This is a genomic window from Streptomyces sp. GL_140 (assembly GCF_057834465.1).
The window spans coordinates 2755226-2779106 of record NZ_CM174404.1 but is presented as its reverse complement, the minus strand read 5'-3'; the positions used below and the strand labels follow the sequence as shown (position 1 = coordinate 2779106).

Genomic DNA, 23881 nt, shown 5'->3' with positions numbered 1-23881 from the left:
GGCCCGCGCGCCGCTGCGCCCGGTCCGCCGGGGTCAGAAGGCGCCCGGGTGGATCTGCTCCCGTGTGGCGATGTACTGCTGGCGCACGCCCTGCCAGGCGGGGTACTCCTCGTCCGGCTCGAAGACCTGAGCGGCCGGGGCGGGCCACACCGGAGGGGTGTGCGGGGCCAGCGTGCCGCGTGCGACGCCCAGGGCCCACGCCGCCTGACGGGCCGCGCCCAGGGCCGCGTAGTCCGCCGGTGCCGGTACGACGATCTGCGTGCCGAACAGCCCCGGTGCGAAGGCCTGGACCGCGGGCAGCTCGGCCGCGGCGCCCAGCAGGAACACCCGGCGTATCTCCACCCCGCGGCTGCGCAGCACGTCGAGCGCGTCCACCAGTCCGCACAGCATGCCCTCGAAGGAGGCCCGCGCCAGGTGCTCCGGCTTCATGGAGTCCCGGCGCAGCCCCGACAGGGTCCCGGCGGTCTGCGGCAGGTTCGGCGTCCGCTCACCCTCCAGGTACGGCAGGAGTACGAGTCCGTGGGCGCCCGGGGTCGACTTCAGCGCGAGCTCGCTCAGCCCGTCCAGATCGGTGCCCAGCAGTTCGGCGGTGCCGCGCAGGGCCCGTACCGCGTTGGAGACGTTCACCACGGGCAGGTGCATCCCGGAGGCGTCCGCGAGCGAGGTGATCAGCCCGCCCGGCTCCGTCAGCGCCTCGTGGTGCACCGCCATCACGGACCCGGACGCGCCCAGCGAGACCACCGCGTCGCCGGGGCCCATGCCGAGCCCGAGGGCGGCGGCCATGGTCTCGCCGGTCCCGGCGGAGATCAGCAGCCCCTCGGGCGTGGTCCCGGCGGCTTCGCAGGGGCCGAGCACCTCGGGCAGCAGCGCCCGGTGCCCGAACGCCAGCTCGACGAGGTCGGGGCGCCAGGACCCGGTGGCCGCCGACCAGTACCCGGTGCCGGAAGCACCGCCCCGGTCGGTGGTGCGCCGGGCCGGGCGGCCCAGCAGCTGCCACACGAGCCAGTCGTGGGGGGACATCACCACGGCGACCCGGCGGGCGGCCTCGGGCTCGGTACGGGCCAGCCAGGCAAGTTTCGCGAGCGGCTGCGCCGAATGGGGGACGGAGCCGACGGCTTCGGCCCAGGCCTGGCGGCCGCCGAGTGCCTCGATGAGGTCGGCGGCGGCGACCTGGCCGCGCTTGTCGTTGCCCACCAGGGCGGAGCGGACGAGGCCGCCCTGCGCGTCCAGCGGCAGCACGGCGTGCTGCTGGGCGGAGACCCCGATGGCTTCGACGCCTTCGAGGAGCCCGCCGCCGGCGGCCTCGCCGAGCGAGAGCAGCCAGGCCTGCGGGTCCGTCTCGTGCGGTACGGCTTCGCCGGTGGGCTGCGGATGGGGGGCGTACCCCTGGCGCAGCACGGCGCCCGTCTCGGTGTCACAGACGACTATGCGAGTGAAGGCGGAAGAACTGTCCAGCCCGGCGACTATCCCCATGCGGAGAATTCTGCCGCACGTATGGACGAACTCCGCCGCCTCGAACCCCGGCGGACCCCGGGCCGGGACCGGCCGGGGCCCTGCCGGGGCTGCCGTGGAGGTTGCCGTCAGGTGTTGCTGGTGCCCCAGTCGTCCTCGCCGGGGCCGCCGCCGACCCTGGCGCGCAGGCCCCGTACCCGCCCGGCCAGGGCGCCGGGCACGGCGTCGCCCACCTTGTCGCTCACCGCGGCGAAGGCCTTGCCCGCGAACTCGCGACTGCTGTGACCTGCGGTCTCCGCGGCGTTGCGGACGACCGGACTCTGCGCCAGCTCGCGCGCGGACTTCTTCAACTGTTCATAACGCTCGCGCCCGGCCCGGGTCCCGAGCACGTACCCGAGGGCCAGTCCGACCGCGAACGTGACCTTGTACCGCATGCCTGTCACCCTTCGTCGTGTGGTGCCCGGCCCGCTGCAGATACCGATTGGCGGAGCACCCCCCTGCTTGCGCTAATCTATGACTCGCAACGGGCACTCGCCCCCCGGCCAGGCCGGAGGTGGGCTGTTCGGTGCAACGCAGCAATCCCCTGTAGCTCAATTGGCAGAGCAGCCGACTGTTAATCGGCAGGTTACTGGTTCGAGTCCAGTCGGGGGAGCGCGGTCCCCTGTAGCTCAATTGGCAGAGCAGCCGACTGTTAATCGGCAGGTTACTGGTTCGAGTCCAGTCGGGGGAGCAAGAGAGAACGAGGACCCCGTGTGGGTCCTTTTTCTTTTTCTGCGCCGGATCTGGAACCGGACAGGGCTCGAAACGGTCTCTCTGGGCAGGCGAAGCCGATCATGCGAGGCATCCGAGGCAGGAGATCGTATGAGCGGCTATGCTGCGGCAGAAGGCGCGCACACATGTACGCGCCACGCCGTGACGGGGCGGTAGCTCAGCCGGTTAGAGCAGCGGACTCATAATCCGTCGGCCGTGGGTTCGAGTCCCACCCGCCCCACCACAGCGGAATTGTTCTGACGTGCGGAAACGTCTCTGCAGGGACGTCCGGGCGTCGGCGCTCGCCACACGGATGCGACCGCGGGTCAGCGGACGCCGCCCATGAGGGCTTTGACCCTGTTGCGGTACACGAAGATCGCGACACCCCCGAGGAGCGCCAGCGCGCCCTGGTTCGCGAACCAGGACGGCGCGTCGGTGGACACGCCCGACTGCTGGAGCAGCGCCACCACCGAGTCGCCGACCGTGACCGCCAGGAACCAGACGCCCATCATCTGGGACGAGTACTTCGCCGGGGCGAGCTTGGTGGTCAGGGACAGGCCGACCGGCGACAGGGTGAGTTCGCCGACCGTCTGGACCAGGTAGACCGTCGCCAGCCACATCGGGGAGACCTTGGCCCCGTCGGCGGCGATGCCCTGGGCGACCATCATCACGGCGAACGAGAGGCCGATCAGGACCAGTCCTACGGCGAACTTGGCCGGAGTGCCCGGCTCCTTGGCCCGCCGGCTCAGCGCCACCCAGAGCCAGGCGAAGACGGGCGCCAGGGCCATGATGTAGAGCGGGTTGAAGGACTGGAACCAGCTCGCCGGGAAGCCGAGCCCGAAGAGGGTGCGGGAGGTGCTGTCCTGCGCGAAGAGGTTGAGCGTGGAGCCGGTCTGGTCGTAGATGCCCCAGAAGAGCGCGGCGGCCACGAAGAACCACACGTACGCCGACATCCGGGCCCGCTCGACCTTGCCGAGTCCCTTGTCGCGCTTCATGCGCAGCAGGTACCAGGACGGCAGGACGATGCCCAGGACGGTCAGGGGCAGCATCGCCCAGCTCGGGGTGAAGTGCCCGGACAGGCCTGCGCATCCGTAGGCGACGGCCGCGACGGCCAGCCACAGGAGCGACTTGCGGACGACCGAGTCGCGCTCCGCCCGCGAGAGCGGGGTGGGGACGAGGTCGCTGCGCTCGGACATGTGGCGCTTGCCGAAGGCGAAGAAGGCGAGACCGAGGGCCATGCCGACTCCGGCCATGGCGAATCCGAGGTGCCAGTCGACGCTCTGGCCGACGGTGCCGATGGTCAGCGGGGCGATGAAGGCGCCTAGGTTGATCCCCATGTAGAAGAGCGTGAACCCGCCGTCGCGGCGCGGGTCGTTGGGGTCCTTGTAGAGGTGGCCGACCATCGTGGAGATGTTGGCCTTGAGCAGGCCGGAGCCGACGGCGATGCACACGAGGCCGACGAAGAAGGAGACCCGGGCCGGAACGGCCAGCAGGAAGTGCCCGATCATGATCACGGTGCCGCCGATGGCCACGGTCCTGCGCGCGCCCCAGGAGCGGTCGGCGAACCAGCCGCCGGGGAGGGCGAGCAGGTAGACCATCGCGTTGTAGAGGCTGTAGATCGCGGTGGCCGTCGCGGCGTTCATGGCGAGCCCGCCGTGGGAGGCCGGGGCGACCAGGTAGAGGACGAGCAGCGCCCGCATGCCGTATAAGCTGTAGCGCTCCCACATCTCGGTCATGAACAGGTTGGCCAGTCCGCGGGGGTGACCCATGAAGGTCTTCTCGCTGCAGGCACGGGCACCGGCACCGGCACCGATGGTGCTTCTGTGCTCGTCCTTCGTCAGGCTGGACGCCATGGTCGATCCTTCGTCAGGCTGGACGCCATGGTCGATCCTTGCTCGCTCTGGGCGCGCGCGGATCGGCGTACGGCCGCGCCCGGTGGGAGGGGGCCGGCACCGGCGGGCGCTCCGCCCTCCCCACGCCCGGGGGTCCGGCTCTCGCAGGGAGCCGGGCGGGGACGGAACGCGCCGGGATCCACGCCCCGGTGCTCCATCGCGCCCGGACCCGGCCCACAGGTCATTCACCGTCCTCAAGCCTGCCGGACCCGGTCCCACCCGGACAGAGCCCTTCGGGCGTCCCGCACGGCCGAAGGACCCTGCCAGAAGCCGGCCACGGGGCGGCGCCCCGGCCGCTGCGCGCCGCCACCGCACCGTCCGGGGTCGGTCAGAAGGCCTCCGTTTCGTCCGCCAGGTGGCGCAGGACGTCCGTCAGGTCGCCGCGGCGGGCGAAGGCTGCGCGCTGGCGGTGGGCGCCCGAGCCGTCGCGCAGGAGCGATGCCATGGTCTTCGCGGCGTGGTCCAGGTCGCCCGAGGCGGCCAGTTCGGGGGCCACCAGGTCGAGCAGGGCCTCCGCCAGGTCCGCCGCCGGGAGCTCGGTGCCGGTGTACGGGTCCAGGCCGAAGCCCTCCAGACCGTCGTGGGCCGCCCGCCAGCGCGCCAGGCGCAGCACGTCGTCCCGGATGGGCGGATCGGGGCGCTGCTCGGCGATCTCGCGCAGGGCCGTGGCGACGAGGGCGCGGGCCAGTTCGGCCTGCAGGACGGCCGAATCGATGTCCGGGGACATGTCGGGGGCGCGGAGTTCGAGGGTGGGCCAGTTCCCCGAAGGGCGCAGGTCCCAGTAGACCATCTTGGTGTCCAGGGCGGCCCCCGAGCCGAGCAGGGTCTGCACGGAGCGCCGGAAGTGGGCCGTCGAGGTGAAGTGCGGGGGCAGGCCCGCAGAGGGCCAGCCCGACCAGGCCATCGCCCGCCAGCTGGCGTGGCCGGTGTCGCGGCCGCCCCAGAAGGGGGAGTTGGCCGCCAGAGCGATCAGCGTGGGAAGCCAGGGTCTGACCCGGTTGGACACCGCGACCGCCGTGTCCACGTCGAGGGTGCCGATGTGGATGTGCCGGCCGCAGCTGACGAGGGTGTCGGTGAGTGCGCCGAAGCGCCGGTGCTGTTCGCGCTGGCGCGGTTCGTCGTCGGTGAGGTGGAGCGGGCCCTCCACGGCGATCACCGGAGAGGGGGCCGCCAGCAGTCGGCAGCCGTGGGCGCGGGCCGCCCGGGCGAGGGTGCGCCGCAGTGTGGCGAGTTCCCTGCGCAGGGTCGCCGCCGAGTCGGCGACCGGGGTGGAGATCTCCACCTGGTAGCGGGTGCCCTCGGGGTGCATTTCCTGGGGGAGTCCCGCGGCGGTGGAAAGGACGAGCGGGGCGGCCGGAACCACCCGCAGGGTGCGGGCGTCGATGAGGAGGAACTCCTCCTCGACCCCCACGGTGAGCGGCAGGACCGAGCCGGTCGCGCTCGTGACGCTGGTGCTCGTGGTGCTGGTGCCAGGTTCGATCACTACGCCTCCCTGGACATACGAGTCTTTTCATCATGAGCTGAACCCCAGGCGAGGAGCGCACGTCTATTCGGTCAAATGTCCGGTGATAGTGGCGGGTTACCGGCAGGATCCGGCCCGCGACGGGACCCGGGATTCCGGTGGGGCGATTGTTTCGGGCGGGTGGCGGGGGAGTGTGCTCCACCGGAAATCCGGCGGGCCCCCGGACGGCGGCTGGTTAAGATTCGATGTGACTCGTACAACGGCTCCGCCCTCGCCCACCCGCCCCAGACGCCGCATATTCGCCGACCTGACCCCGCTGAGGAGCTCGGCGGACTACCGGCGCCTCTGGGTCGGTGGAACGATCTCCTGGCTCGGTCAGGCGATGACCGCCCTCGCGATCTCGCTCCAGGTCTACGAGATCACCGGCTCCAGCTTCTCCGTCGGACTGGTCGGGCTCTTCTCGCTCGTCCCGCTCGTCGTCTTCGGCCTCTACGGCGGCGCCATCGCCGACACCGTCGACCGCCGCAAGCTCGGCCTCCACAGCTCGCTCGCTCTGACCGTCCTGTCGATCGCCCTGGCCTGCGCCGCGCTCATGGACTACCACCGGGTCTGGCTGCTGTACTCCGTCGTCGCGCTCCAGTCCGTGTGCGGGGCGCTCAACGGGCCGGCCCGCTCCGCGATGATCCCGCGGCTCCTGCCCAACGAGCAGCTGCCCGCCGCCAACGCGCTGAACTCCGTCACCATGACCTTCGGGATGACGGCCGGGCCGATGCTGGGCGGGGTCATCGTCGGCTGGTGGGGCTACCAGGCCGCCTACCTGATCGACGCCGTCACCTTCAGCGCCGCCCTCTACGCGATGTGGCGGCTGCCGTCGATGAAGCCGGAGCGCGAGGAGGGCGAGAAGGGCCGGGCCTCCGTACTCGACGGCCTGCGCTTCCTCGGCACCCGGCCCAACATCCGGATGACCTTCTTCTCCGACCTGGCCGCCATGGTGCTGGCCCAGCCGAAGGCGCTGTTCCCGGCCATCGCCGTGCTCTGGTACGGCGGCGACGCCAAGACCGTCGGCCTGCTCGTGGCCGCGCCCGCGGTGGGCGCGCTGCTCGGCGGGCTGTTCTCCGGCTGGCAGGGGCGGATCCGCCGGCACGGGGTGGCGATCCTGCTCTCCGTCGCCGGGTGGGGGCTGGCCATCGCCGTGTTCGGGCTGACCCGCAACCTCTGGCTCGGGCTGCTCTTCCTGGCCCTGGCCGGCGCCTCGGACACCGTTTCGATGGTCTTCCGCACCACCATGCTCCAGGCCGCGACCCCCGACGACATGCGGGGCCGCCTCCAGGGCGTCTTCATCGTGGTCGTCGCGGGCGGCCCCCGGCTCGGCGACTTCCTCGCCGGGACCGCCGCCGACCTCACCTCCCCGGCCGTCGCGATCACCGGCGGCGGGCTCGCGTGCGTCCTCGTACTGGCCCTGCTGGCCCTGCGGTGGCGGGGATTCGCCCGCTACGACGCGCGGTCGCCGCAGGCCTGACCGGCCCCGGCCCGGGCCGCGGGACCGGAGCCGGAGCCCGGCCCCGGCCCCGGGGCCTACGCGTCCACCGGCTCCCGGGTGCGGTCGCCGCCCTGCGCGCCCGTGTTGGCGGTGCCGGTCGGCTCGAACAGCAGGATCGCCGCCTCCTCGTCGGCCTGCGGGCAGTGCTCCACCCCGCGCGGGACCACGTAGATCTCGCCGGGGTTCAGTACGACGTCCCCGTCCCGCAGCCGGATCGTCAGGGTGCCGCTGACGACGAGGAAGAGCTCGTCGGTGTCCTCGTGGGTGTGCCAGACGAACTCGCCCCGTACCTTGGCGATCTTGACCTCGTAGTCGTTGACGCGGGCGATCCGGCGCGGGGCCCACTGCTCGGTGAAGCCGGCCAGCTTCTCCGCGATGTTCACCGTGCGCGTGCTGTCGGACTGAGTGCTCTCGGACTGCGTGCTCTCGGGTGTGGTCATGCGCCCAGGCTGGCCGGTGCGGCGGGGCCCGGTCTTGTACGTTCCTGACATGGCCGCGATACCCCGCCCGCGCAGCACGGTCCACGCCTGGAAGCCGCCGGTCCCGGGCATCGCGGAGGTCCTGCACGCCCGGTTCACCGACCACGCCTACCCGGCCCACGTCCACGACACCTGGGCGTTGATGATCCTCGACGGCGGCCGCGTCGACTTCGCACTCGACCGCGAGCGGCACGGCGTCGGCGTCTCGGACACGGTGATCCTGCTCCCGCCCGGGGTGGTCCACGACGGCCGCACCGTCACCGAGGCCGGCTTCCGCAAGCGCGTCCTGTACCTGGAGACCTCGCTGCTCCCGCCGTCGCTGACCGGCGCCGCCGTGGACGCCCCGCTGCTGCTCGACGGCGCCCTGCGCGAGCGGGTCCACGCACTGCACGGGGCGCTGGGCGGGCGGGACGATCCGCTGGAGGCGCAGTCGCGGCTCGTCTTCGTCCAGGAGCGGCTGCGCGGGTGGCTGGAGGGCCGCCCCACGATCCCGTACGGGGTTCCGGATCCGACTACCGTCATCCGACTGCGCGAGCTCCTGGACGCGCGGGTCTGCGGCGGGATCACCCTGGACGAGGCTTCCGCGCTCCTGGGACACGCCCATCCCACCCACCTGATCCGCAGCTTCCGGAAGGCGTTCGGGCTCCCTCCGCACGCCTACCTCACGGGGCTCCGGGTCGCGCGGGCGCGGCGGCTGCTGCTCGCGGGGATGCGGCCGGCCGAGGCGGCGACGGCGGCGGGGTTCTACGACCAGGCGCACCTGACCAGGCATTTCGGGCGCCATGTGGGGATCAGCCCGGCGAGGTTCGCCCGATCGGGCCGGATGTGAAGGGAAGTTGGCGGGTTCGTTGCCGTTTGCGTCGCCGGACCTTCAAGCTCGCGCCCGAGGGCCGCGCCACCGTCAACCAGACCTTCGAATCGCTGACCCTGCTGCCAGGGGCCCTCCAAGGCCGAAGGCTCCGGGGGAGGGCACACCCTGGTGGCGGGGGTGGAGGGCGTACTGGCCGGCGACGACAACGAGCTGCCGCAGCAGATCACGCGGCTACCGGATGGACGTGAAGCTGCCGCCGCGGGGCCGCCGTTAGGCCGTCTTCGGCTCCTCCGGCGGGACGATCCCGCGGGCGACGCCCAGGGCGACCAGGTCCTGGGGGCGGATGCGCAGCTGGTCCGCCGTCGCCGGGGCGGCCTCCGGGGGCCGCTTGAGGATGGCCGCCGCCAGTTCGGGGGCGATCACCGAGAAGTAACTGTCCGGCGTGACCCAGGTGTTGCCCGGCGCCGCCAGGGCCAGGGCCCCGCCCGAGCCGCCCTCGCCGATCAGGAGGGTGGTCACGGGGACGGTCGCCGAGGCCAGCGCCGCGAAGGTGTCGGCGATGGCCGCCCCGGCGCCCGCGTGCTCGGCGGCGGCGTCGTTGGCCGCGCCCGGGGTGTCCACCAGGGTCAGCACCGGAATGCCGAGCCGGTCCGCGAGCCGGATGACGCGGGCCGCCGTACGGTAGCCCGCCGGGCGGGTGGCGGTGCCGCACTGGGCGGCGTACGCGACCGCCCCGCCCTGTCGGAGGCCGAAACCGCACAGCATCCCCGGGTCGGTGCCGCCGGCCCGGTCGCCGGAGAGGGGCAGGCGCAGGTCGAAGTACGCGTCCAGGTACTGCGGTGCGTGCGGCCGGCCGGGACGGCGGGCCTGCCGGACGGCGTCCCATCCGGTGGCCGGAGGCGCTACGGCGGCCAGCGCGGCCGGCGGCGCGAGGGCCTCGGGGGAGCGGGGCGCGGCGAACACCCGCAGCCAGGCCGCCAGGGTCGCGGGCAGCTCCGCCGCGGGGACGACCGCGTCCACGTGCCCGGCGGCGTACTGCCCCTCGGCGGTGTAGGCCGCCGGGTCCGCGTCCACCGGCCGCACCCGGGAGCCGGCGAAGCCGACCTGGGCCCCGGGCAGCGCGAGCACCACGTCGGCCCCGGCCCCGAGGGTGGCCCAGCCGCCGCCGGTGGTGGGGTCGCGCAGCACGGCGATCTGCGGCAGCCCGGCGGCGCGGGTGAGGGTGGACTGGCGGGCCGCGCGCTGGAGCTGGGTCAGCGCGAGCATGCCCTCCTGCATGCGGGAACCGCCGGTGGCGATCAGCGAGACCAGGGGGAGGCGGTGGGTCCGGGCGTGCGTGTAGGCGGCCTCGATCCGGTCGCCGGTGCGGTGGCCGAGGGATCCGCCGAGGAAGCCGAACTCGAAGGAGATCAGGGTGGCGGGGCTGCCGTCGATCAGGGCGGTGCCGATGACCACGGACTCGTCCTCACCGGTCCGCTGCGCCGCGCGGTCGCGGGAGTCGTCGTAGCCGGCCCAGGCGAGGGGTCCGTCCGGGGCCGATTCCCCGGGCGGGGCGGGGAGTTCGGCGAAGCTGCCGGGGTCGGTCACGGAGGCGATGGCCGCACGGGCCGATTGGCGGATCGTCACGGCATCACCCTAGGGCCTGGCGTCCATCGCCCGGCTGCCGCGTGACGAACGTCGCTTCCCGCAGGGCCCCTTGGGGCGGACGGCGCCCGACGAGGACCCGGCAGGATCTGAAGGCGCGGCACTAGATCGGGGACTCCCAGGTCAGTGTGGTGCCGCGGTTGCCCGAATCCGTCCGGCCGTCGTCGGAGACGGTCAGACGGGCGCGGGTGGGGACCACGTCGACCTCGACCTGGATCGAGGCGACCTCCGAGCGGCGGTGCGCCGCGGCCAGGGCGCCGCGCAGGGCCGCGAGGAGGTCGGCGGCCACCGTTTCCGGGAGCAGCGCGTCCACCGCGCCCGCGAAGTGGACCGACGGCTGGAAGCCCAGCAGCACCGCCGCCCCGCCGGTCTCGCGCAGGACCCGGCCGCGGAAGGTCGTGGGCGCGTCCGTCGGGGGCTGCTGGAGGGTGAAGATGGCGGTGCGGACCTCCTGGATGGTGGAGTCGAGCTCGTCCACCGCCCGGCTCAGTTCGTCGCCGACCGTATCGCCCGCCGGGGAGGACGCGGAGCGCTTGCGCGTGCTCTCCAGCATCATCTCGGTGGCGAACAGTCGCTGGACCACCAGGTCGTGCAGGTCCCGCGCGATGCGGTCGCGGTCCTCGTAGACCGCCAGCTGCTCGCGGTCGTGCTGGGCGTCCGCCAGGACCAGGGCCAGGGCCGCCTGCGAGGCGAACTGCGAGGCGAGGAGCCGGTCCACCGCGTCGTACGGCGGGCCGCCGCGTGACCGGGGGAGGGCCAGGGTGCCGATCAGCTGGCCGCCGCTCTGGAGCGGGAGCATCATGCTGGGGCCGAAGCGCTCCCGCACGTGGGTGGTCATCCGGGGATCGGTCGCGGAGTCCTCTATGAAGACAGGTTCGCCGCCGAGGAGTTGTTCCAGGACCGGCGAGCCCGGCGCGATGGCCGTGCCGACCAGGTCCCCGGGGTCCCCGTGGGTGGAGGCGGCCACGATCTCCATGCCGCCCTCGGGGGTCGGCTGGAGGACGACCCCCGCCTCCGCGTCCGCCAGTATCCGGGCCCGTTCGGCCACGCACATCAGCGCGTCCGCCGCCGGCCGGCCCGCCAGCAGGGTGGTGGTCACGGCGGCCGCGCCCTCGATCCAGCGCTCCCGGCGGCGCGCGGTTTCGTACAGCCGGGCGTTGCCGATCGCTATCCCCGCCTGCGAGGCCAGGACGCGCACCAGCGCGAGGTCGTCGTCCGTGAAGGAGCCGCCGCCGCGCTTCTCGGTGAGGTAGAGGTTGCCGAAGACCTCGGTGTGGACCCGGATCGGTACGCCGAGGAAGCTGCGCATCGGCGGGTGGCCCGGCGGGAAGCCCGCCGAGCGGGGGTCCCGGCTCAGATCGTCGAGCATCAGCGGGCGCGGATCGGCGATGAGCGCGCCGAGCAGGCCCGAGCGGCCGTCGGGCAGGTGGCCGATCGCGGCCTTCTCGGCGTCGGTCACCCCGGCCGTGAACAGGTCGGTCAGCCGGATGCGCTCGGGGTCGACGACCCCGAGCGCACCGTAGCGGGCCGCGCACAGCTCGGTCGCCGAGTCCACGATGTGCTGGAGGGTGGTCCGCAGTTCGAGTTCGGAGCCGACGCTGAGGACCGCCTCCAGGAGGACGGGCAGGCTGGCGGGATGTCCGTCGCCGTCGTCCGGGGGGAGCGGGTCGGCGTGCGTCATTCGGCCAGCGGGTTCAGAACCATGGGGGCGATCTTTCCTTCCAGCATCATGCCGAGACCCAGTACCGCGCAGATGTCGGGTCGTTCCGCGATGGCCACCGGCATTCCGGTCGCGTCGCGGAGCATTTGGTCCAGGCCGGGCAGCAGGGCGCTGCCACCCACCATCATGATCCCTCGGTCCGTCAGATCCGCCACCAGGTCCGGCGGGCAGTCGCGCAGCACCTTGCCGATGCCGTCGAGGACGGCGGTCAGCGGGGTGTGGATGGCGTCGCGGACGGCCGCGGTGTCCACGTGGACGGAGCGGGCGAGACCGGTGGCCACGTCGCGGCCGTGGATGAGGGTGGAGGCCGGACCCTCGGCGGTGATGCCGTTGCCGTGCAGGGCCAGCTGGAGCGGGCGGACGGCCTGGCTGGGCAGCATCAGCTCGTGCGCGTGGCGCAGGTGCTGGACCACGGCGTGGTCGATGGCCTCGCCGCCGACCGGGATCCGCTCGGCGGTGACGATGGAACCGAGTGACAGGACGGCGACCTGGGTGGCCGCGGCCCCGCACACCATGATCATCGTCGCGGTCGGCTGCTCCACGGGCAGGCCGCAGCCGACGGCCGCCGCGATCAGGGTGTCGACGAGTTCGACGCGGCGGGCGCCGAGCCCGACGAGGGTTTCCACGGTGGCCCGCTGGGCGAGCGGGTCGGCGTCGTGCGGGGTGCAGGCGGCGGCCCGCAGCCGCGGCTTGCGGCGCAGGGCGCGCCGCAGCTTCTCGCCGAGGAGGTGGCGCAGCATGCGCTGGGCCATCTCGATGTCCACGACGGTGCCGCCGGAGACGGGGCGTACGACGCGGATGTAGTCGGGCGTGCGGCCGGTCATCCGTTCGGCGAAGGTGCCGACGGCGATGAGCGCGCCGGTCCGCGTGTTCACCGCGGCGACGCTGGGTTCGTCCACGACCAGCCCGGCGCCCTTGACGTACACGCGGGTCCTGGCTGCTCCGAGGTCGACTGCGACGTGGCAGCGACGCAACTGCTCAAGACTGACGGTCACGGCAGATCCTCCCGAGAGCGCTGACGCAAGAAGACCGACGGGTGCCGGTCACACTTCGTATCTTCTCGGGTGAATTAGGCATTTTGCCCGATTTGATGCTCCGGGTGGGGGGTGCCGTGCGGTACGGGAGGGGTGCGAGAGGCGCCGGAGGGTGCTGCACGGGGGTGGTTTTCTGTCCCGACAGGCGCGACCATGCCCGCACTGATCGTGCTACTGGCGCGTAACAAGGTAAAGGGGACTCCATGCTGACGGCCCGCCAGAGACTGCTCGCGCTCCTGACCCTCTGCCTGGCGCTGCTCGCGGCGCCCGCCCTCCCCGCTCAGGCGGCCGCCCCCGCCTCCGGACGCGTCCCGGTGGTCTTCGTGCACGGCTACAACGCCGATCCCGGGGTCTGGGGTTCCCTGCGCGAGGACCTGCGCTCCGACGGGTACGCCGACTCCGACCTCTTCTCCTTCGGCTACGACACCCACCAGTCCGTCAACGAGGTCCTCTCCGGCCGCCTCGCCGCCTACGTCGACGAGGTCCGCCGCCAGACCGGCGCCGCCCGCGTGGACCTCGTCGCCCACTCCTTCGGCTCCCTCGTCACCCGCTGGTACGTGAAGTTCGGCGGCGGCGGCGCCTCCGTGGACCACTGGGTCTCCCTGGCCGGCCCCAACCACGGCACCTCCACCGCCTGGGCCTGCGCCCTGTGGGACCAGGCCTGCCGTGACATGACACCCGGCTCCTACGTGGTCAAGAACCTCAACGCCGGCGACGAGACCCCCGGCGCCGTGAAGTACGCGACCTTCTGGTCCAACTGCGACGAGGTCATCAACCCCGACTCCAGCGTCCCGCTCACCGGAGCCGCGAACACCCCCGTGGGCTGCCTCAAGCACAACGACCTGCTCGGCGACGACCCCACTTCGGCGGGGGTGCGGGCCTTCCTGCGCTCCTAGGGGGTGTCAGGCGGCGTCCGCCCGTACGGAGACCTCCTGGAGCAGGCCGTACGTGAACTCCGCGACGTACGCCCGCCCCGACGCCGTGAACGCGAGCCGCCATCGCGTCGGTGCCGTCCCCTCCATGGGGCGCACCGGCGCGAAGGCCCGGGCCACCTCGTCCACCGTGGCCGACCAGGGCAGCAGATCCTCCGGCGACTCCAGTACGGGGCTGCGCGCCCCCGGCGCCCGGACCAGCCACTCGTTCCAGACGGCCCCGTCCGGCGCGGCGAGCACCTCGAAGCGCAGGCCGGGCCAGAGCGGTACCGGCCACAGCAGGGCGTCGCAGGTCAGATCCCCGATCGCGCGGGACCCGGTGGACTCCGGCGGGCCGAGCACCGAGCGGTAGCGGGCCAGGGCACCCCGGGACCGGGGCGATCGGACCATGGCCTGCCAGCGCTTGTTGGCCTCCCGCTGCTGCGCGAGCGAGGCGCCGAGCCGGAGGCGGGCCTCCTCGGCCAGACCGGGCTGGAAGTCGGCCATGCGGCGCAGCAGCACCAGCTGGAACTCGTTCGGGCCGAAGGCTTCCCGGGCGGCCGGGCTGGGATTCGCGGTCATGGAGGAAAAGATTCCACACAGGATCCTTACGTTCCCGCGATACGGATGTTGCCGCCGAACGCATAGCCTGCGGGCGCCATGAACTACTGCCCTGCTTGTCGGAGGCACCTCAACGGCGCGCTCGCGTGCGCCGGGTGCGGAACCCCGGCCGAGTACCTGATACCCGCCGCGCCCGCCGGGTCGGCAGTCGCACCCGACACGGAGGCGACGCCCGCCGCGCTCGCCGATGTGTACGCCGACTCCCTGGTCGTACTGTCCGGCCCCGCGCGGGGCCGGGCCGGGGCCCGCCGCCGCGCCGGGCACCGGCGGCGCCGCCGGACCGCGCTGACGCTCGGGCTCGGGCTGCTGCTCGCGGCGGGTGCTTCGGTGGCGATGGCCCGGCTGACGACCGACGGGGGGACCTCCGACCGGGCGGCCAGGGTGGAGCTGACGGACAACGCCGGTCCGAGCGCGCCGGCCCCGCTGCCGAGCCTGGAGGGGGCTCCGGCCGCGCCGTCGGCCCTGCCCTCGGGGAAGGGTCCGGCCACCGCGAAGGCCACGGACGGGGCTGCGAAGACGGCCGGGCCGGGCCGCGCCACCGGGGAGCCCGGGACACCCGGAGTCACGCCGCCGGCCTCCGCCCCGGGGACGCCGGGGCCGACGCGGAGCACTCCCGGGCCAGGGGGGACCGTAAAGCCGACCGCATCGGGGCAGCCCGCGCCGAGCGGATCCGGGACCGCGCAGCCGACCGTGTCGGCCGGCCCGACGCCCACTCCCACGCCCAGCCCCACCTGCCGGTTCTTCTGGCCCTTCTGCTGAGGGGCTGAGCGGCTGAGCGGCTGCGGGGCTGAACGGCGAGCGGCCCGGCGGCCCGGCGTCCGGGCGCGGGTCAGCCCAGCATTCGCCTGAGCAGGTCCCGCAGGGCCGTCCGCTCCTCCGTGGAGAGCCCGGCCAGCGGTTCGCGCGCGAAGTCCAGGGACTCGCGCAGCCGGTCGGCGGTCTGCAGGCCCTCGTCGGTGGGGGCTGCCAGCTTCACCCGGCGGTCGGCCGGGTCCGGGCGGCGCTCGACCAGTCCCCGGGTCTCCAGGCGGTCCACGATGCCGGTGATGTTGGACGGCTCGCACTTGAGCTTCTGCGCGATCTTGCGCATCGCCATCGGCTCCAGCGAGAGCAGATTGAGGACGCGGGCCTGGGCCCCGGTGAGCTGGTGGCTGGCGGCCGCGTGCTCGTACTCCTCGTGGTAGCGGGCCACGACGGTGCCGATGAGTTCGACGACCTCGAGGGTCAGGGGGTCTGCGCGACGACTGGGCATGGATCCAGCGTACCCATTTACTTGACAACATGAAATATCCAGGCGCATGGTTGTTTCAGGTTGTGAAGCATTTCGCACCCCATCTCCATCTCCACCCCCATCCAGGAGCGCCGCATGTCTGAGATCCCCGCCGTCAGCCGTGAGTGGCACCTCGTCCGCCGCCCGCAGGGCTGGCCGGTCGCGGAGGACTTCGCCCTGCGCGAGGTCCCCGTGAACGCCGAGCCCGCCGCCGGCCGGATTCTGGTGCGCAACCTCCACATGTCCGTGGACCCGTACATGCGCGGCCGGATGAACGACGCGAAGTCCTACGTCCCGCCCTTCCAGCTCGACCAGCCCATGCAGGGCGGTGCGGTCGGCGAGATCGTGGCCTCCGCCGCCGAGGGCTTCGCCGTGGGCGACCACGTCCTGCACCCGCTGGGCTGGCGCGAGTACGCGGAGCTCGACGCCGCGCACGCCACCAAGGTCGACGCCTCGCTCGCCCCGCTCTCCGCCTACCTCGGCGTGCTCGGCATGCCCGGCCTGACCGCCTACGCCGGACTCTTCGAGGTCGCCTCCTTCAAGGAGGGCGACTCGGTCTTCGTCTCCGGCGCCGCCGGTGCGGTCGGCAGCCTCGTCGGCCAGTTCGCCAAGATCAAGGGAGCCTCCCGCGTCATCGGCTCCGCCGGGTCCGACGAGAAGGTGACGCTCCTCACGGAGAAGTACGGCTTCGACGCCGCCTTCAACTACAAGAACGCCCCCGTCGCCGAGCAGCTGCCGCAGGCCGCCCCGGACGGCATCGACGTCTACTTCGACAACGTCGGCGGCGACCACCTGGAGGCGGCCATCTCCGCCCTCAACGTGAACGGCCGGGCCACCCTGTGCGGGGCCATCGCCCACTACAACGACACCGAGGTCGCGCCCGGTCCGCGCAACCTGATGATGGTCATCGGCAAGCGCCTGCGCCTGCAGGGGATCCTGGTCAGCGACCACGCCGGGCTGCAGCCGCAGTTCGTCCAGGACGTCGCGGGCTGGCTGCGCTCCGGGCAGCTCGTCGCCGACGAAACGGTGGTCGAGGGTGTGGAGAACGCCACCGAGGCCTTCCTCGGAATGCTGCGCGGGGAGAACACCGGAAAGATGATCGTTTCTTTCACCCGTTAGGCTCACTCCACACCGTCGTGACGCGTGGGCGCGAGTCGCGACGATTTACCAGGAGGATCTTCTTACATGTCCATCCAGCAGTCCGACGTTCTCTACACCGCCGTCGCCACCGCCGAGAACGGCCGTGACGGTCGCGTCGCCACCAACGACGGCCAGCTCGACGTCGTCGTGAACCCGCCGAAGGAGATGGGCGGCAGCGGCGCCGGCACCAACCCGGAGCAGCTCTTCGCCGCCGGTTACAGCGCCTGCTTCCAGGGTGCGCTCGGCGTCGTCGCCCGTAACGAGAACGCCGACATCTCCGGCTCCACGGTCACCGCCGAGGTCGGCATCGGCAAGAACGACGAGGGCTTCGGCATCATCGTCAAGATCTCGGCCACCATCCCGAACGTGGACGCCGCCACCGCCAAGGACCTCATCGAGAAGGCCCACCAGGTCTGCCCGTACTCCAAGGCGACCCGTGGCAACATCACGGTCGAGCTCGCGGTCTGATCCTCGGATCTCGCGTCTCGAAGCCCGTTCGGAGCCGGCTCGAACCCCGTTCGGGGCCCGCTCGGAGCGAGTGATCGCCGAAGGCCGCACCCTGGCACCGGGGTGCGGCCTTCGCCGTGCGCGGCGCCGGTCCTAAACTGGCTCCATGCGTGATCTTGCGGGGGGATTCGGCTATCTGCTGGCCGGACAGCGATGGGTGCTGCGGCACGGCCGGTGGCTCGGCTTCGGACTGCTGCCGGGGCTGGTCTCCCTGGTGCTCTACGTCGGGGCCCTGATCGGCCTCGGCTACGGCGCCGACGACCTGACGGCCTGGGCGACCCCCTTCGCCGACGGCTGGTCCTCGCCGTGGCTCGGGCTCTTCCGCGGGTTCCTGACCGCCCTGCTCTTCTCCCTCGGGCTGTTCGTCGCGGTGATCACCTTCACCGCCGTGACCCTGCTCGTGGGCCAGCCCTTCTACGAGTCCCTCTCGGAGCAGGTCGACCGGAGCGAGGGCGGCGAGGTCCCCGAGTCGGGGCTCACGCTCTGGCAGGAGCTGTGGATCTCCGCCCGGGACAGCCTGCGGATCCTCGGCAAGGTCCTGCTCTACGGGATCCTGCTCTTCGGCCTCGGTTTCGTCCCGGTCCTCGGGCAGACCGTGGTCCCGGTCGTCGGGTTCTGTGTCTCGGGCTTCTTCCTGACCCAGGAGCTCACCTCCGTCGCCCTGATGCGCCGCCGGGTGGAGCTCTCCGGGCAGCTGGAACTGCTGCGCTCGCGGCGGATGCTGGCGCTCGGCTTCGGGGTGCCGCTGGTGCTGGCGTTCCTGGTGCCCCTGGTCGCCGTGTTCCTGATGCCCGGCGCGGTGGCCGGAGCGACGCTGATGGCCCGGGACCTGGTGGGCGGCGCCGAGGAGCCGCAGCCGGAGGCCGAGTCCGAGCCGGACCGGGGCGAGGCGGACACCGGAGCCCCGGCGCAGACGTACTCCTAGGGCCTGTCGGCGAAATGCCGTCGGGCTCAGGCCCGCGGTCCCACCTCCGCCACGGCGACCGACGGCGTACGGTCGTCGGCCTCGGCGAGCAGCGTCCCGCCCGGGGCCCATACGGCGGCGCCGCCGCACCCGGTCCACGGGCCGGCCGCTCCGACGTGGTTGGCGAGGGCCACGTACATCCCGTGGTCGCGAGCGATCCCGGGGTGGATCGCGCTCCGCTCGGCGATGCCGCCGCCCGTCCCGTAGAGCGAGCTCGCCAGGTGGACCCGGCAGCCGGCGGCCGCGCCCGCGCCGGGCACCTGTGCGAAGTGGTTGTCGTAGCAGATCCCCAGGGAGAAGCCGGTCCCGCCGAGTTCGAAGCGGCCCGGGACCGAGCCGGCGGCGAAGACGTCCTGCTCGTGCCGGTAGAGGTGCTGCTTGGCGTACGTGGTCACGTGCGCGCCCAGCGCGTCGTGGACCAGGGTCGCGATGACGGGCCGGGGGCCGTCCACGCGCAGCGCGACGTTGACGGCGGTGGCGATCCCGGCGGAGCGGACGGGGTCCAGTCGGGGATCCTCGGGCCCGCTCAGCCACAGGCCCGGGTCGGCGGCGATCGCGGGCAACTCGTAGCCCGTCAGCACCAGCTCCGGGAAGACCACCAGCTCCGCACCCTCCTCGCGGGCCCGGACGGCGAGGCCGGCCGCCCGCGCGGCGTTGGCGGACACGTCGGCGGGGGCGCAGGCCAGCTGCGCGGCGGCGATCTTCACCCGGACAGCATGCCAGCCGGGGCGATTGCCGCCCGGGCCGGTGCCGGGGAGGTGCCGGCCGGTCCCGGTGTCAGGCCGGGGGGCCCTGGAGCAGGGTCAGGAAGGAGCGGAAGGCGCCGGGCATGTCCACGGACTCCGGGGCGAGCAGCCACTGGTACTGGAGGCCGTCCATCACGGCCGTCAGCAGTGGGGCCACCTGTTCGGGGGTGAGGCCGGACGGGAGGCGGTCCCCGTACTCGGCGCGCAGCACCGCCGCCATCTCCCCGCGCACCTGCGCGTACCGCTCGGTGAAGAACTCCCGTGCCGGGTGCCCGTCGGTGACGCTCTCGCCGAGCAGCGCTGAGAAGGTCTGGACGATTCCCGGGCGCATGGCGTTGTACTCCACCAGCGAGGCGAGCAGGTCCAGGCGCCAGGTGCCGGCCGAGGGGCGGCTGCCGCCGCCGGTGTCCCAGCGGTCGCGCTCCTCCAGGACGGCGACGAGCAGGGCCTCCTTGGTCGGGAAGTAGTGCAGCAGCCCCTGCTGGGTCAGGCCCACGCGTTCGGCCACCGCCCCCAGGGAGGCGCCGCGGTAGCCGCGCTCCGCGATGACCTCGACGGCCGCGCGGACGATCTCCGCCCGCCGTTCCTCACTTCTCGCCCTGGCCATCGCCCCGGCACCCCTTCCGCTTCAGCCTGCCAGCAGGACCGTACGGCATCTTGATGTCACGAACAAATAACGAACCCTACCGCTCTACAGGTAATCGGTCCACCATGGAGCCAGCACCCGCGCTCAACGAGGAGGCATGGCCGTGACCGACGCCGATCAGGTCCGCAACGACGCCGTAGAAGCGGCACTGGGCAAGCTGGATCTCGACACCAAGGCCCGGCTCCTGGCCGGCCAGGACATGTGGTCCCTGCCCGCAGTCCCCGAGATCGGGCTGAAGTCCCTGGTCTTCTCCGACGGCCCCATCGGGGTGCGCGGAGTGCGCTGGACCGCGGACGACCCGTCCATCGCCCTGCCCTCCCCGACCGCGCTCGCCGCCGCCTGGGACCCCGCGCTCGCCCGCCTCGCCGGCCGCCTCCTCGCCCAGGAAGCCCGCCGCAAGGGCGTCCACGTCCTCCTCGCCCCCACCGTCAACCTGCACCGCTCCCCGCTTGGCGGCCGGCACTTCGAGTGCTACTCCGAGGACCCCTACCTCACCGGCGAAGTCGGCAGCGGCTACGTCAACGGGGTCCAGGACGGCGGAGTCGGCACCACCGTCAAGCACTTCGTCGGCAACGACGCCGAGACCGACCGGTTCACCGTCGACAGCGTCATCGCCCCGCGCCCGCTGCGCGAGCTGTACCTGGCCCCGTTCGAGGCCATCGTCGCCAACGCCCACCCGTGGGGCATCATGACGGCCTACAACCGGGTCAACGGCGCGTTCATGAGCGAGAACACCCACCTCGTCAACGAGGTCCTGCGCGCCGAGTGGGGCTTCGACGGCTGCAACGTCTCCGACTGGATGGCCGCCCGGTCGACCACCGGCGACATCCTCGGCGGCCTCGACGTGGCCATGCCCGGCCCCGCCACCGTCTACGGAGCACCGCTCGCCGACGCCGTCCGCGCCGGGGAGGTCCCCGAGTCCGCCGTCGACGAGGCCGTCCGCAACGTGCTGCGCCTCGCCGCCCGCGTGGGCATCCTGGAAGGCGCCCCCGCCGTCGTCGGCGAGGTCCCGGCCGCCATCGACGGCCAGGCCCTGGCCCGCGAGATCGCCGCCCGCGGCTTCGTCCTCGTCCGCAACGAGGCCGTCTCCGGCGGGGCGCCGGCGCTGCCGCTCGACACCACCGGGGGCCGCACCGTCGCCCTCATCGGCGCCGCCGCCCGCGACGCCCGGGTCCTCGGAGGCGGCTCCGCCACCGTCTTCCCCGAGCGGATCGTCTCCCCGCTGGACGGCCTCACCGCCGCCCTCGCCGAGAACGCGCTCACCTTCACCCTCGGCGCCGACCCGAGCGACGAGCTGACCCCCGCCGACAAGGGCTTCGAGCTCCGCGCGATCTGCCGCGACGCCTCCGGCGCCGTCCTCGGCGAGGGCTCCCTGCCCACCGGCCAGGTCCAGTGGATCGGCGACGACCTGCCCGAGGGCGTCACCTACGCGACGATGGCGAGCATCGAGGTCACCGGGCGGTTCGTACCGCGCGAGAGCGGCGAGCACGCCTTCGGCACCCGCGGACTGGGCGCCTTCACCCTCGCCCTCGGCGGAGAGGTCGTCTGGGACGGTGTCCAGGCCATGGGCAACGAGGCCGACCCCTTCGAGGCCTTCTTCGGCGCCCCCAACGAGCGGGCCCGGACCACCCTCACCGAGGGCGAGGCCGTCGAGGTCTCGCTGACCTACCAGGTCCCCGACATGACAGCGCTGCCGCTCAGGGCGATCATGTTCTCCTTCCTCCACCTCGGACCGCAGCGCTCCGCCGACGAGCTCATCGCCGAGGCCGTGGAAGCGGCGCGCGCCGCCGACACCGCCGTCGTGGTGGTCGCCACCACCGAGCGGGTGGAGTCCGAGGGCTTCGACCGCACGGACCTCGCCCTCCCGGGCCGCCAGGACGACCTGGTCCGGGCCGTGGCCGCCGTCAACCCGAACACCGTGGTCGTCGTCAACGCCGGTTCCCCGGTGGAACTCCCCTGGCGCGAGGAGGTCGCCGCCGTCCTCCTGACCTGGTTCCCCGGGCAGGAGGGCGGGGCCGCGCTGGCCGACGTACTCCTGGGCCGGGCCGAGCCGGGCGGGCGGCTGCCCACCACCTGGCCCGCGGAGTTCGCCGACGCGCCGGTCACCGAGGTCACCCCGACGGAGGGAAGCCTCGAATACCGCGAGGGGCTCTTCATCGGCTACCGGGCCTACGAGAAGCACGGGATCGCCCCGGCCTTCCCCTTCGGCCACGGCCTCGGCTACACGCAGTGGCAGTACGACTCCCTGGAGGTCACCCCCACGGCCGCGCGGGTCCGCCTCACCAACACCGGCACCCGGCCGGGCCGCGAGACCGTCCAGATCTACCTGGCCCCCGTTTCCGACGGTGTGGAGCGCCCGGCGAGCTGGCTGGCCGGCTTCGCGAGCGTGAGCGCGGGCCCCGGCGAGAGCGTCGAGACCGAGATCGCCCTGCCCGCGCGCGCCTTCGAGATCTGGGACGAGGAAGCCCACGCCTGGCGGTCCATCAGTGGCGCCTACGAGGTCCGCGCGAGCCACTCGCACGGCGACACCCGGCTGACGGCGTCCCTGGACCTCTAGCTCCGGGGCCGCGGACGGCACCCACGAACCGGACCGGGGGCGGGCCCTGACACCCGCCCCCGGTTCCGCACGTCCGGGAAAGTCAACGCGGAGGCTGTGGGGACGTCACCTGTCGGTGCGCCAGTTCCGCGAGCCGCGCCTGCCCGTCCTTGCCCGGGTGGAACCAGTCCCAGTGGCTCAGCTGATCCGCCGCGAACGGGTACTGGAACACCGCGCCGCCGTCGTAGCGGCACAGGTCGTCCTTCGCGCAGACCTCGCGCAGCACCTCGTTGTACTCGACCACGCGCGCCCGCACCTGCTCGCGCCGGGCCGTCGCCGCCGCGGCCGTCGAGGTCGGCTCGGCGAGCATCGACTGGCAGATGCCGAGCTTCCAGATCTGGCGCACCATCGGATCGTCCTTGCCCTGCTCCCACAGCCGCTGCAGGTCCGGCACGCTGGACACGTACACCTGCGAGGCCGGCGAGGCCGCCCGCAGACCGGCGAGGGCCTTCTCGAAGCCCGAGCGGAAGGCCGCCACCGGGGTCATCGACGAAGCCGAGGGACGGCAGGCGTCGTTCGAGCCGACCATCACCGTGACCAGGCCCGGCCGGTGCTCGGCCGCCGAGGCCAGCTGCCCCGGCAGGTCCGCCATCCGGGAGCCCGTCACCGCGTAGTTCCAACTGCGCGAGGGAGCCTCGGCCTCGCCGAGCAGCCGGGCGGCCAGCGAGTGGACCTCCGGGTCGTCGCCCGTGGCCCAGGAGGCCTCCGGGCAGTCGGCCAGCACCGAACAGGCGTCGAAACCGCGGGTGATGGAGTCGCCCACCGCGGCCACCGAGTCGGGCGCCGTGTTCCACCGCGGCGTGCCCTGCACCCCCCGTTCGCCCCCGGACTTCGCCCCGTCGGCCGAACACCCGGCCAGCGCCCCCGTGACGGCGATCAGCAGGGCAACCGCCGCGCCCGCACCCGGAAACGTCCGACGCGCGCGGCGGCGTGGGGCGGTGGTGCGCATGCGCGAGGTCCCTCCTCGTCGCCCCGCGTCCGCACGGGGGCGTCCTGCTGAGTGAATGCTTTGGGTTTACGGGCCTTGGAGCGACCGTACGTCACACCATGACCCCCGGCGCACGGTAGCTTTTTCCCGTGGCGTTTCGGCCGCAAGTCCCGCAACGCAATATCAAACAATTTCCGTTACATTACATCACGTCACATACTGTCCGTTTTCTGGAGTTTATTCCCGACCTCGTCCCACACTGGAGGTCCCGGTGACGACACGTGGAGTCCTGTACGTGCATTCCGCACCGCGTGCGCTCTGTCCGCACGTGGAATGGGCCGTTGCGGGCGTGCTCGGGGTGCGGGTGAACCTCGACTGGATCCGTCAGCCCGCCTCCCCGGGCACCTGGAGAGCCGAGTTCTCCTGGCAGGCCGAAGCGGGCACCGCCTCGAAACTCGCCTCGGCCCTGCGCGGCTGGCACCTGCTCCGCTTCGAAGTGACCGCGGAACCCTGTCCGACCGCCGAGGGAGAGCGCTACAGCTCCACCCCGCAGCTGGGCATCTTCCACGCCGTCACCGGAATGCACGGCGACATCCTGATCCCGGAGGACCGGCTGCGCGCCGCCCTCGCCCGGTCCGCCCACGGCGAGACCGACCTGGAGGCGGAGATCGCCAAGCTGCTCGGCAAACCCTGGGACGACGAGCTCGAACCCTTCCGCTACGCGGGCGAGGGCGCCCCGGTGCGCTGGCTCCACCAGGTGGTGTAAAC

The 23881-nt window shown here is 72.8% G+C and carries 22 protein-coding genes and 3 tRNA genes; 12 read left to right on the top strand and 13 right to left on the bottom strand.

Features of this window, described 5'->3' with window-relative positions:
• Nucleotides 1–33: 33 nt before the first annotated feature.
• Nucleotides 34–1473, bottom strand: coding sequence for an FGGY family carbohydrate kinase (locus AC3IYJ_RS13020; protein ID WP_489401462.1), 1440 nt, complete (start codon nt 1471–1473; stop codon nt 34–36).
• A 107-nt stretch (nt 1474–1580) separates the two neighbouring features.
• Nucleotides 1581–1886, bottom strand: a complete 306-nt coding sequence (locus AC3IYJ_RS13015; RefSeq protein WP_489401461.1) for a YtxH domain-containing protein — start codon at nt 1884–1886, stop codon at nt 1581–1583.
• Between the two features lie 145 nt (nt 1887–2031).
• On the opposite strand from AC3IYJ_RS13015, the gene AC3IYJ_RS13010 reads away from it, so the two are divergent.
• The 3 genes from AC3IYJ_RS13010 (at nt 2032) to AC3IYJ_RS13000 (ending at nt 2446) form a co-directional block, all read left to right on the top strand.
• Nucleotides 2032–2104, top strand: a tRNA-Asn gene (locus AC3IYJ_RS13010).
• Between the two features lie 5 nt (nt 2105–2109).
• Nucleotides 2110–2182, top strand: a tRNA-Asn gene (locus AC3IYJ_RS13005).
• Nucleotides 2183–2369: 187 nt separating this feature from the next.
• Nucleotides 2370–2446: transfer RNA gene (locus AC3IYJ_RS13000), tRNA-Ile, on the top strand.
• Nucleotides 2447–2528: 82 nt separating this feature from the next.
• Here AC3IYJ_RS13000 and AC3IYJ_RS12995 read toward each other — a convergent pair.
• Both AC3IYJ_RS12995 and AC3IYJ_RS12990 read right to left on the bottom strand, forming a co-directional pair.
• Complete coding sequence (locus tag AC3IYJ_RS12995) at nt 2529–4055, bottom strand: peptide MFS transporter (protein WP_489401460.1); 1527 nt, start codon at nt 4053–4055, stop codon at nt 2529–2531.
• A 367-nt stretch (nt 4056–4422) separates the two neighbouring features.
• A complete protein-coding gene (locus AC3IYJ_RS12990) occupies nt 4423–5577 on the bottom strand; it encodes a carboxylate-amine ligase (protein WP_489401459.1) in 1155 nt (384 codons plus the stop codon).
• A 226-nt stretch (nt 5578–5803) separates the two neighbouring features.
• Here AC3IYJ_RS12990 and AC3IYJ_RS12985 point away from each other — a divergent pair, with 226 nt between their 5' ends.
• On the top strand, nt 5804–7075 hold the full coding sequence (locus AC3IYJ_RS12985) for an MFS transporter (RefSeq protein ID WP_489401458.1): 1272 nt from the start codon (nt 5804–5806) through the stop codon (nt 7073–7075).
• 56 nt (nt 7076–7131) lie between these two features.
• Here AC3IYJ_RS12985 and AC3IYJ_RS12980 read toward each other — a convergent pair whose 3' ends face one another.
• Entirely contained in the window at nt 7132–7536 is a 405-nt protein-coding gene (locus AC3IYJ_RS12980) for a cupin domain-containing protein (protein WP_489401457.1), read from the bottom strand.
• A gap of 49 nt (nt 7537–7585) precedes the next feature.
• Here AC3IYJ_RS12980 and AC3IYJ_RS12975 point away from each other — a divergent pair, with 49 nt between their 5' ends.
• Nucleotides 7586–8404, top strand: a complete 819-nt coding sequence (locus tag AC3IYJ_RS12975; protein WP_489401456.1) for a helix-turn-helix domain-containing protein — start codon at nt 7586–7588, stop codon at nt 8402–8404.
• A 252-nt stretch (nt 8405–8656) separates the two neighbouring features.
• Here the strand turns inward: AC3IYJ_RS12975 and AC3IYJ_RS12970 are convergent, their stop codons facing one another.
• From AC3IYJ_RS12970 to AC3IYJ_RS12960, 3 genes are all read right to left on the bottom strand, one after another.
• Nucleotides 8657–10012, bottom strand: a complete 1356-nt coding sequence (locus AC3IYJ_RS12970; protein ID WP_489401455.1) for a carboxyl transferase domain-containing protein — start codon at nt 10010–10012, stop codon at nt 8657–8659.
• 121 nt (nt 10013–10133) lie between these two features.
• Entirely contained in the window at nt 10134–11711 is a 1578-nt protein-coding gene (locus tag AC3IYJ_RS12965) for a GAF domain-containing protein (RefSeq protein ID WP_489401454.1), read from the bottom strand.
• Complete coding sequence (locus tag AC3IYJ_RS12960; RefSeq protein ID WP_489401453.1) at nt 11708–12745, bottom strand: rod shape-determining protein; 1038 nt, start codon at nt 12743–12745, stop codon at nt 11708–11710. The genes AC3IYJ_RS12965 and AC3IYJ_RS12960 overlap by 4 nt, the downstream gene beginning before the upstream one ends.
• A 242-nt stretch (nt 12746–12987) precedes the next feature.
• Here AC3IYJ_RS12960 and AC3IYJ_RS12955 point away from each other — a divergent pair, with 242 nt between their 5' ends.
• Nucleotides 12988–13680 (top strand): esterase/lipase family protein, encoded by a 693-nt coding sequence (locus tag AC3IYJ_RS12955; protein ID WP_489401452.1) that lies wholly within the window; start codon nt 12988–12990, stop codon nt 13678–13680.
• Between the two features lie 6 nt (nt 13681–13686).
• On the opposite strand, the gene AC3IYJ_RS12950 is transcribed toward AC3IYJ_RS12955, so the two are convergent.
• Nucleotides 13687–14277: a hypothetical protein gene (locus AC3IYJ_RS12950; protein ID WP_489401451.1), complete on the bottom strand. Its 591-nt coding sequence runs from the start codon at nt 14275–14277 to the stop codon at nt 13687–13689.
• A 78-nt stretch (nt 14278–14355) separates the two neighbouring features.
• On the opposite strand from AC3IYJ_RS12950, the gene AC3IYJ_RS12945 reads away from it, so the two are divergent.
• The gene (locus AC3IYJ_RS12945; protein WP_489401450.1) at nt 14356–15075 is read left to right on the top strand and encodes an SCO2400 family protein; all 720 of its coding nucleotides are present in this window, start codon (nt 14356–14358) and stop codon (nt 15073–15075) included.
• A gap of 70 nt (nt 15076–15145) precedes the next feature.
• Here AC3IYJ_RS12945 and AC3IYJ_RS12940 read toward each other — a convergent pair whose 3' ends face one another.
• The gene (locus AC3IYJ_RS12940) at nt 15146–15568 is read right to left on the bottom strand and encodes a MarR family winged helix-turn-helix transcriptional regulator (RefSeq protein WP_489401449.1); all 423 of its coding nucleotides are present in this window, start codon (nt 15566–15568) and stop codon (nt 15146–15148) included.
• Between the two features lie 114 nt (nt 15569–15682).
• Here AC3IYJ_RS12940 and AC3IYJ_RS12935 point away from each other — a divergent pair, with 114 nt between their 5' ends.
• The 3 genes from AC3IYJ_RS12935 to AC3IYJ_RS12925 all read left to right on the top strand — a co-directional run bounded on the left by AC3IYJ_RS12935 (nt 15683) and on the right by AC3IYJ_RS12925 (nt 18158).
• Nucleotides 15683–16705, top strand: coding sequence for an NADP-dependent oxidoreductase (locus tag AC3IYJ_RS12935; RefSeq protein ID WP_489401448.1), 1023 nt, complete (start codon nt 15683–15685; stop codon nt 16703–16705).
• Between the two features lie 66 nt (nt 16706–16771).
• Nucleotides 16772–17194, top strand: coding sequence for an organic hydroperoxide resistance protein (locus AC3IYJ_RS12930; RefSeq protein ID WP_330296265.1), 423 nt, complete (start codon nt 16772–16774; stop codon nt 17192–17194).
• A 145-nt stretch (nt 17195–17339) separates the two neighbouring features.
• The gene (locus tag AC3IYJ_RS12925) at nt 17340–18158 is read left to right on the top strand and encodes an EI24 domain-containing protein (RefSeq protein ID WP_489401447.1); all 819 of its coding nucleotides are present in this window, start codon (nt 17340–17342) and stop codon (nt 18156–18158) included.
• Between the two features lie 26 nt (nt 18159–18184).
• On the opposite strand, the gene AC3IYJ_RS12920 is transcribed toward AC3IYJ_RS12925, so the two are convergent.
• Both AC3IYJ_RS12920 and AC3IYJ_RS12915 read right to left on the bottom strand, forming a co-directional pair.
• Nucleotides 18185–18904 carry a carbon-nitrogen hydrolase family protein gene (locus AC3IYJ_RS12920; RefSeq protein WP_489401446.1) on the bottom strand — a complete coding sequence of 240 codons (720 nt, stop codon included), beginning with the start codon at nt 18902–18904 and terminating at the stop codon, nt 18185–18187.
• Nucleotides 18905–18974: 70 nt separating this feature from the next.
• Complete coding sequence (locus tag AC3IYJ_RS12915) at nt 18975–19550, bottom strand: TetR/AcrR family transcriptional regulator (RefSeq protein WP_489401445.1); 576 nt, start codon at nt 19548–19550, stop codon at nt 18975–18977.
• A gap of 136 nt (nt 19551–19686) precedes the next feature.
• On the opposite strand from AC3IYJ_RS12915, the gene AC3IYJ_RS12910 reads away from it, so the two are divergent.
• Nucleotides 19687–22146: a beta-glucosidase family protein gene (locus AC3IYJ_RS12910; protein WP_489401444.1), complete on the top strand. Its 2460-nt coding sequence runs from the start codon at nt 19687–19689 to the stop codon at nt 22144–22146.
• 82 nt (nt 22147–22228) lie between these two features.
• On the opposite strand, the gene AC3IYJ_RS12905 is transcribed toward AC3IYJ_RS12910, so the two are convergent.
• Entirely contained in the window at nt 22229–23134 is a 906-nt protein-coding gene (locus AC3IYJ_RS12905) for an SGNH/GDSL hydrolase family protein (protein ID WP_489401443.1), read from the bottom strand.
• Between the two features lie 250 nt (nt 23135–23384).
• Here AC3IYJ_RS12905 and AC3IYJ_RS12900 point away from each other — a divergent pair, with 250 nt between their 5' ends.
• Nucleotides 23385–23879 carry a DUF3145 domain-containing protein gene (locus AC3IYJ_RS12900; RefSeq protein WP_267754836.1) on the top strand — a complete coding sequence of 165 codons (495 nt, stop codon included), beginning with the start codon at nt 23385–23387 and terminating at the stop codon, nt 23877–23879.
• Nucleotides 23880–23881 lie beyond the last annotated feature (2 nt).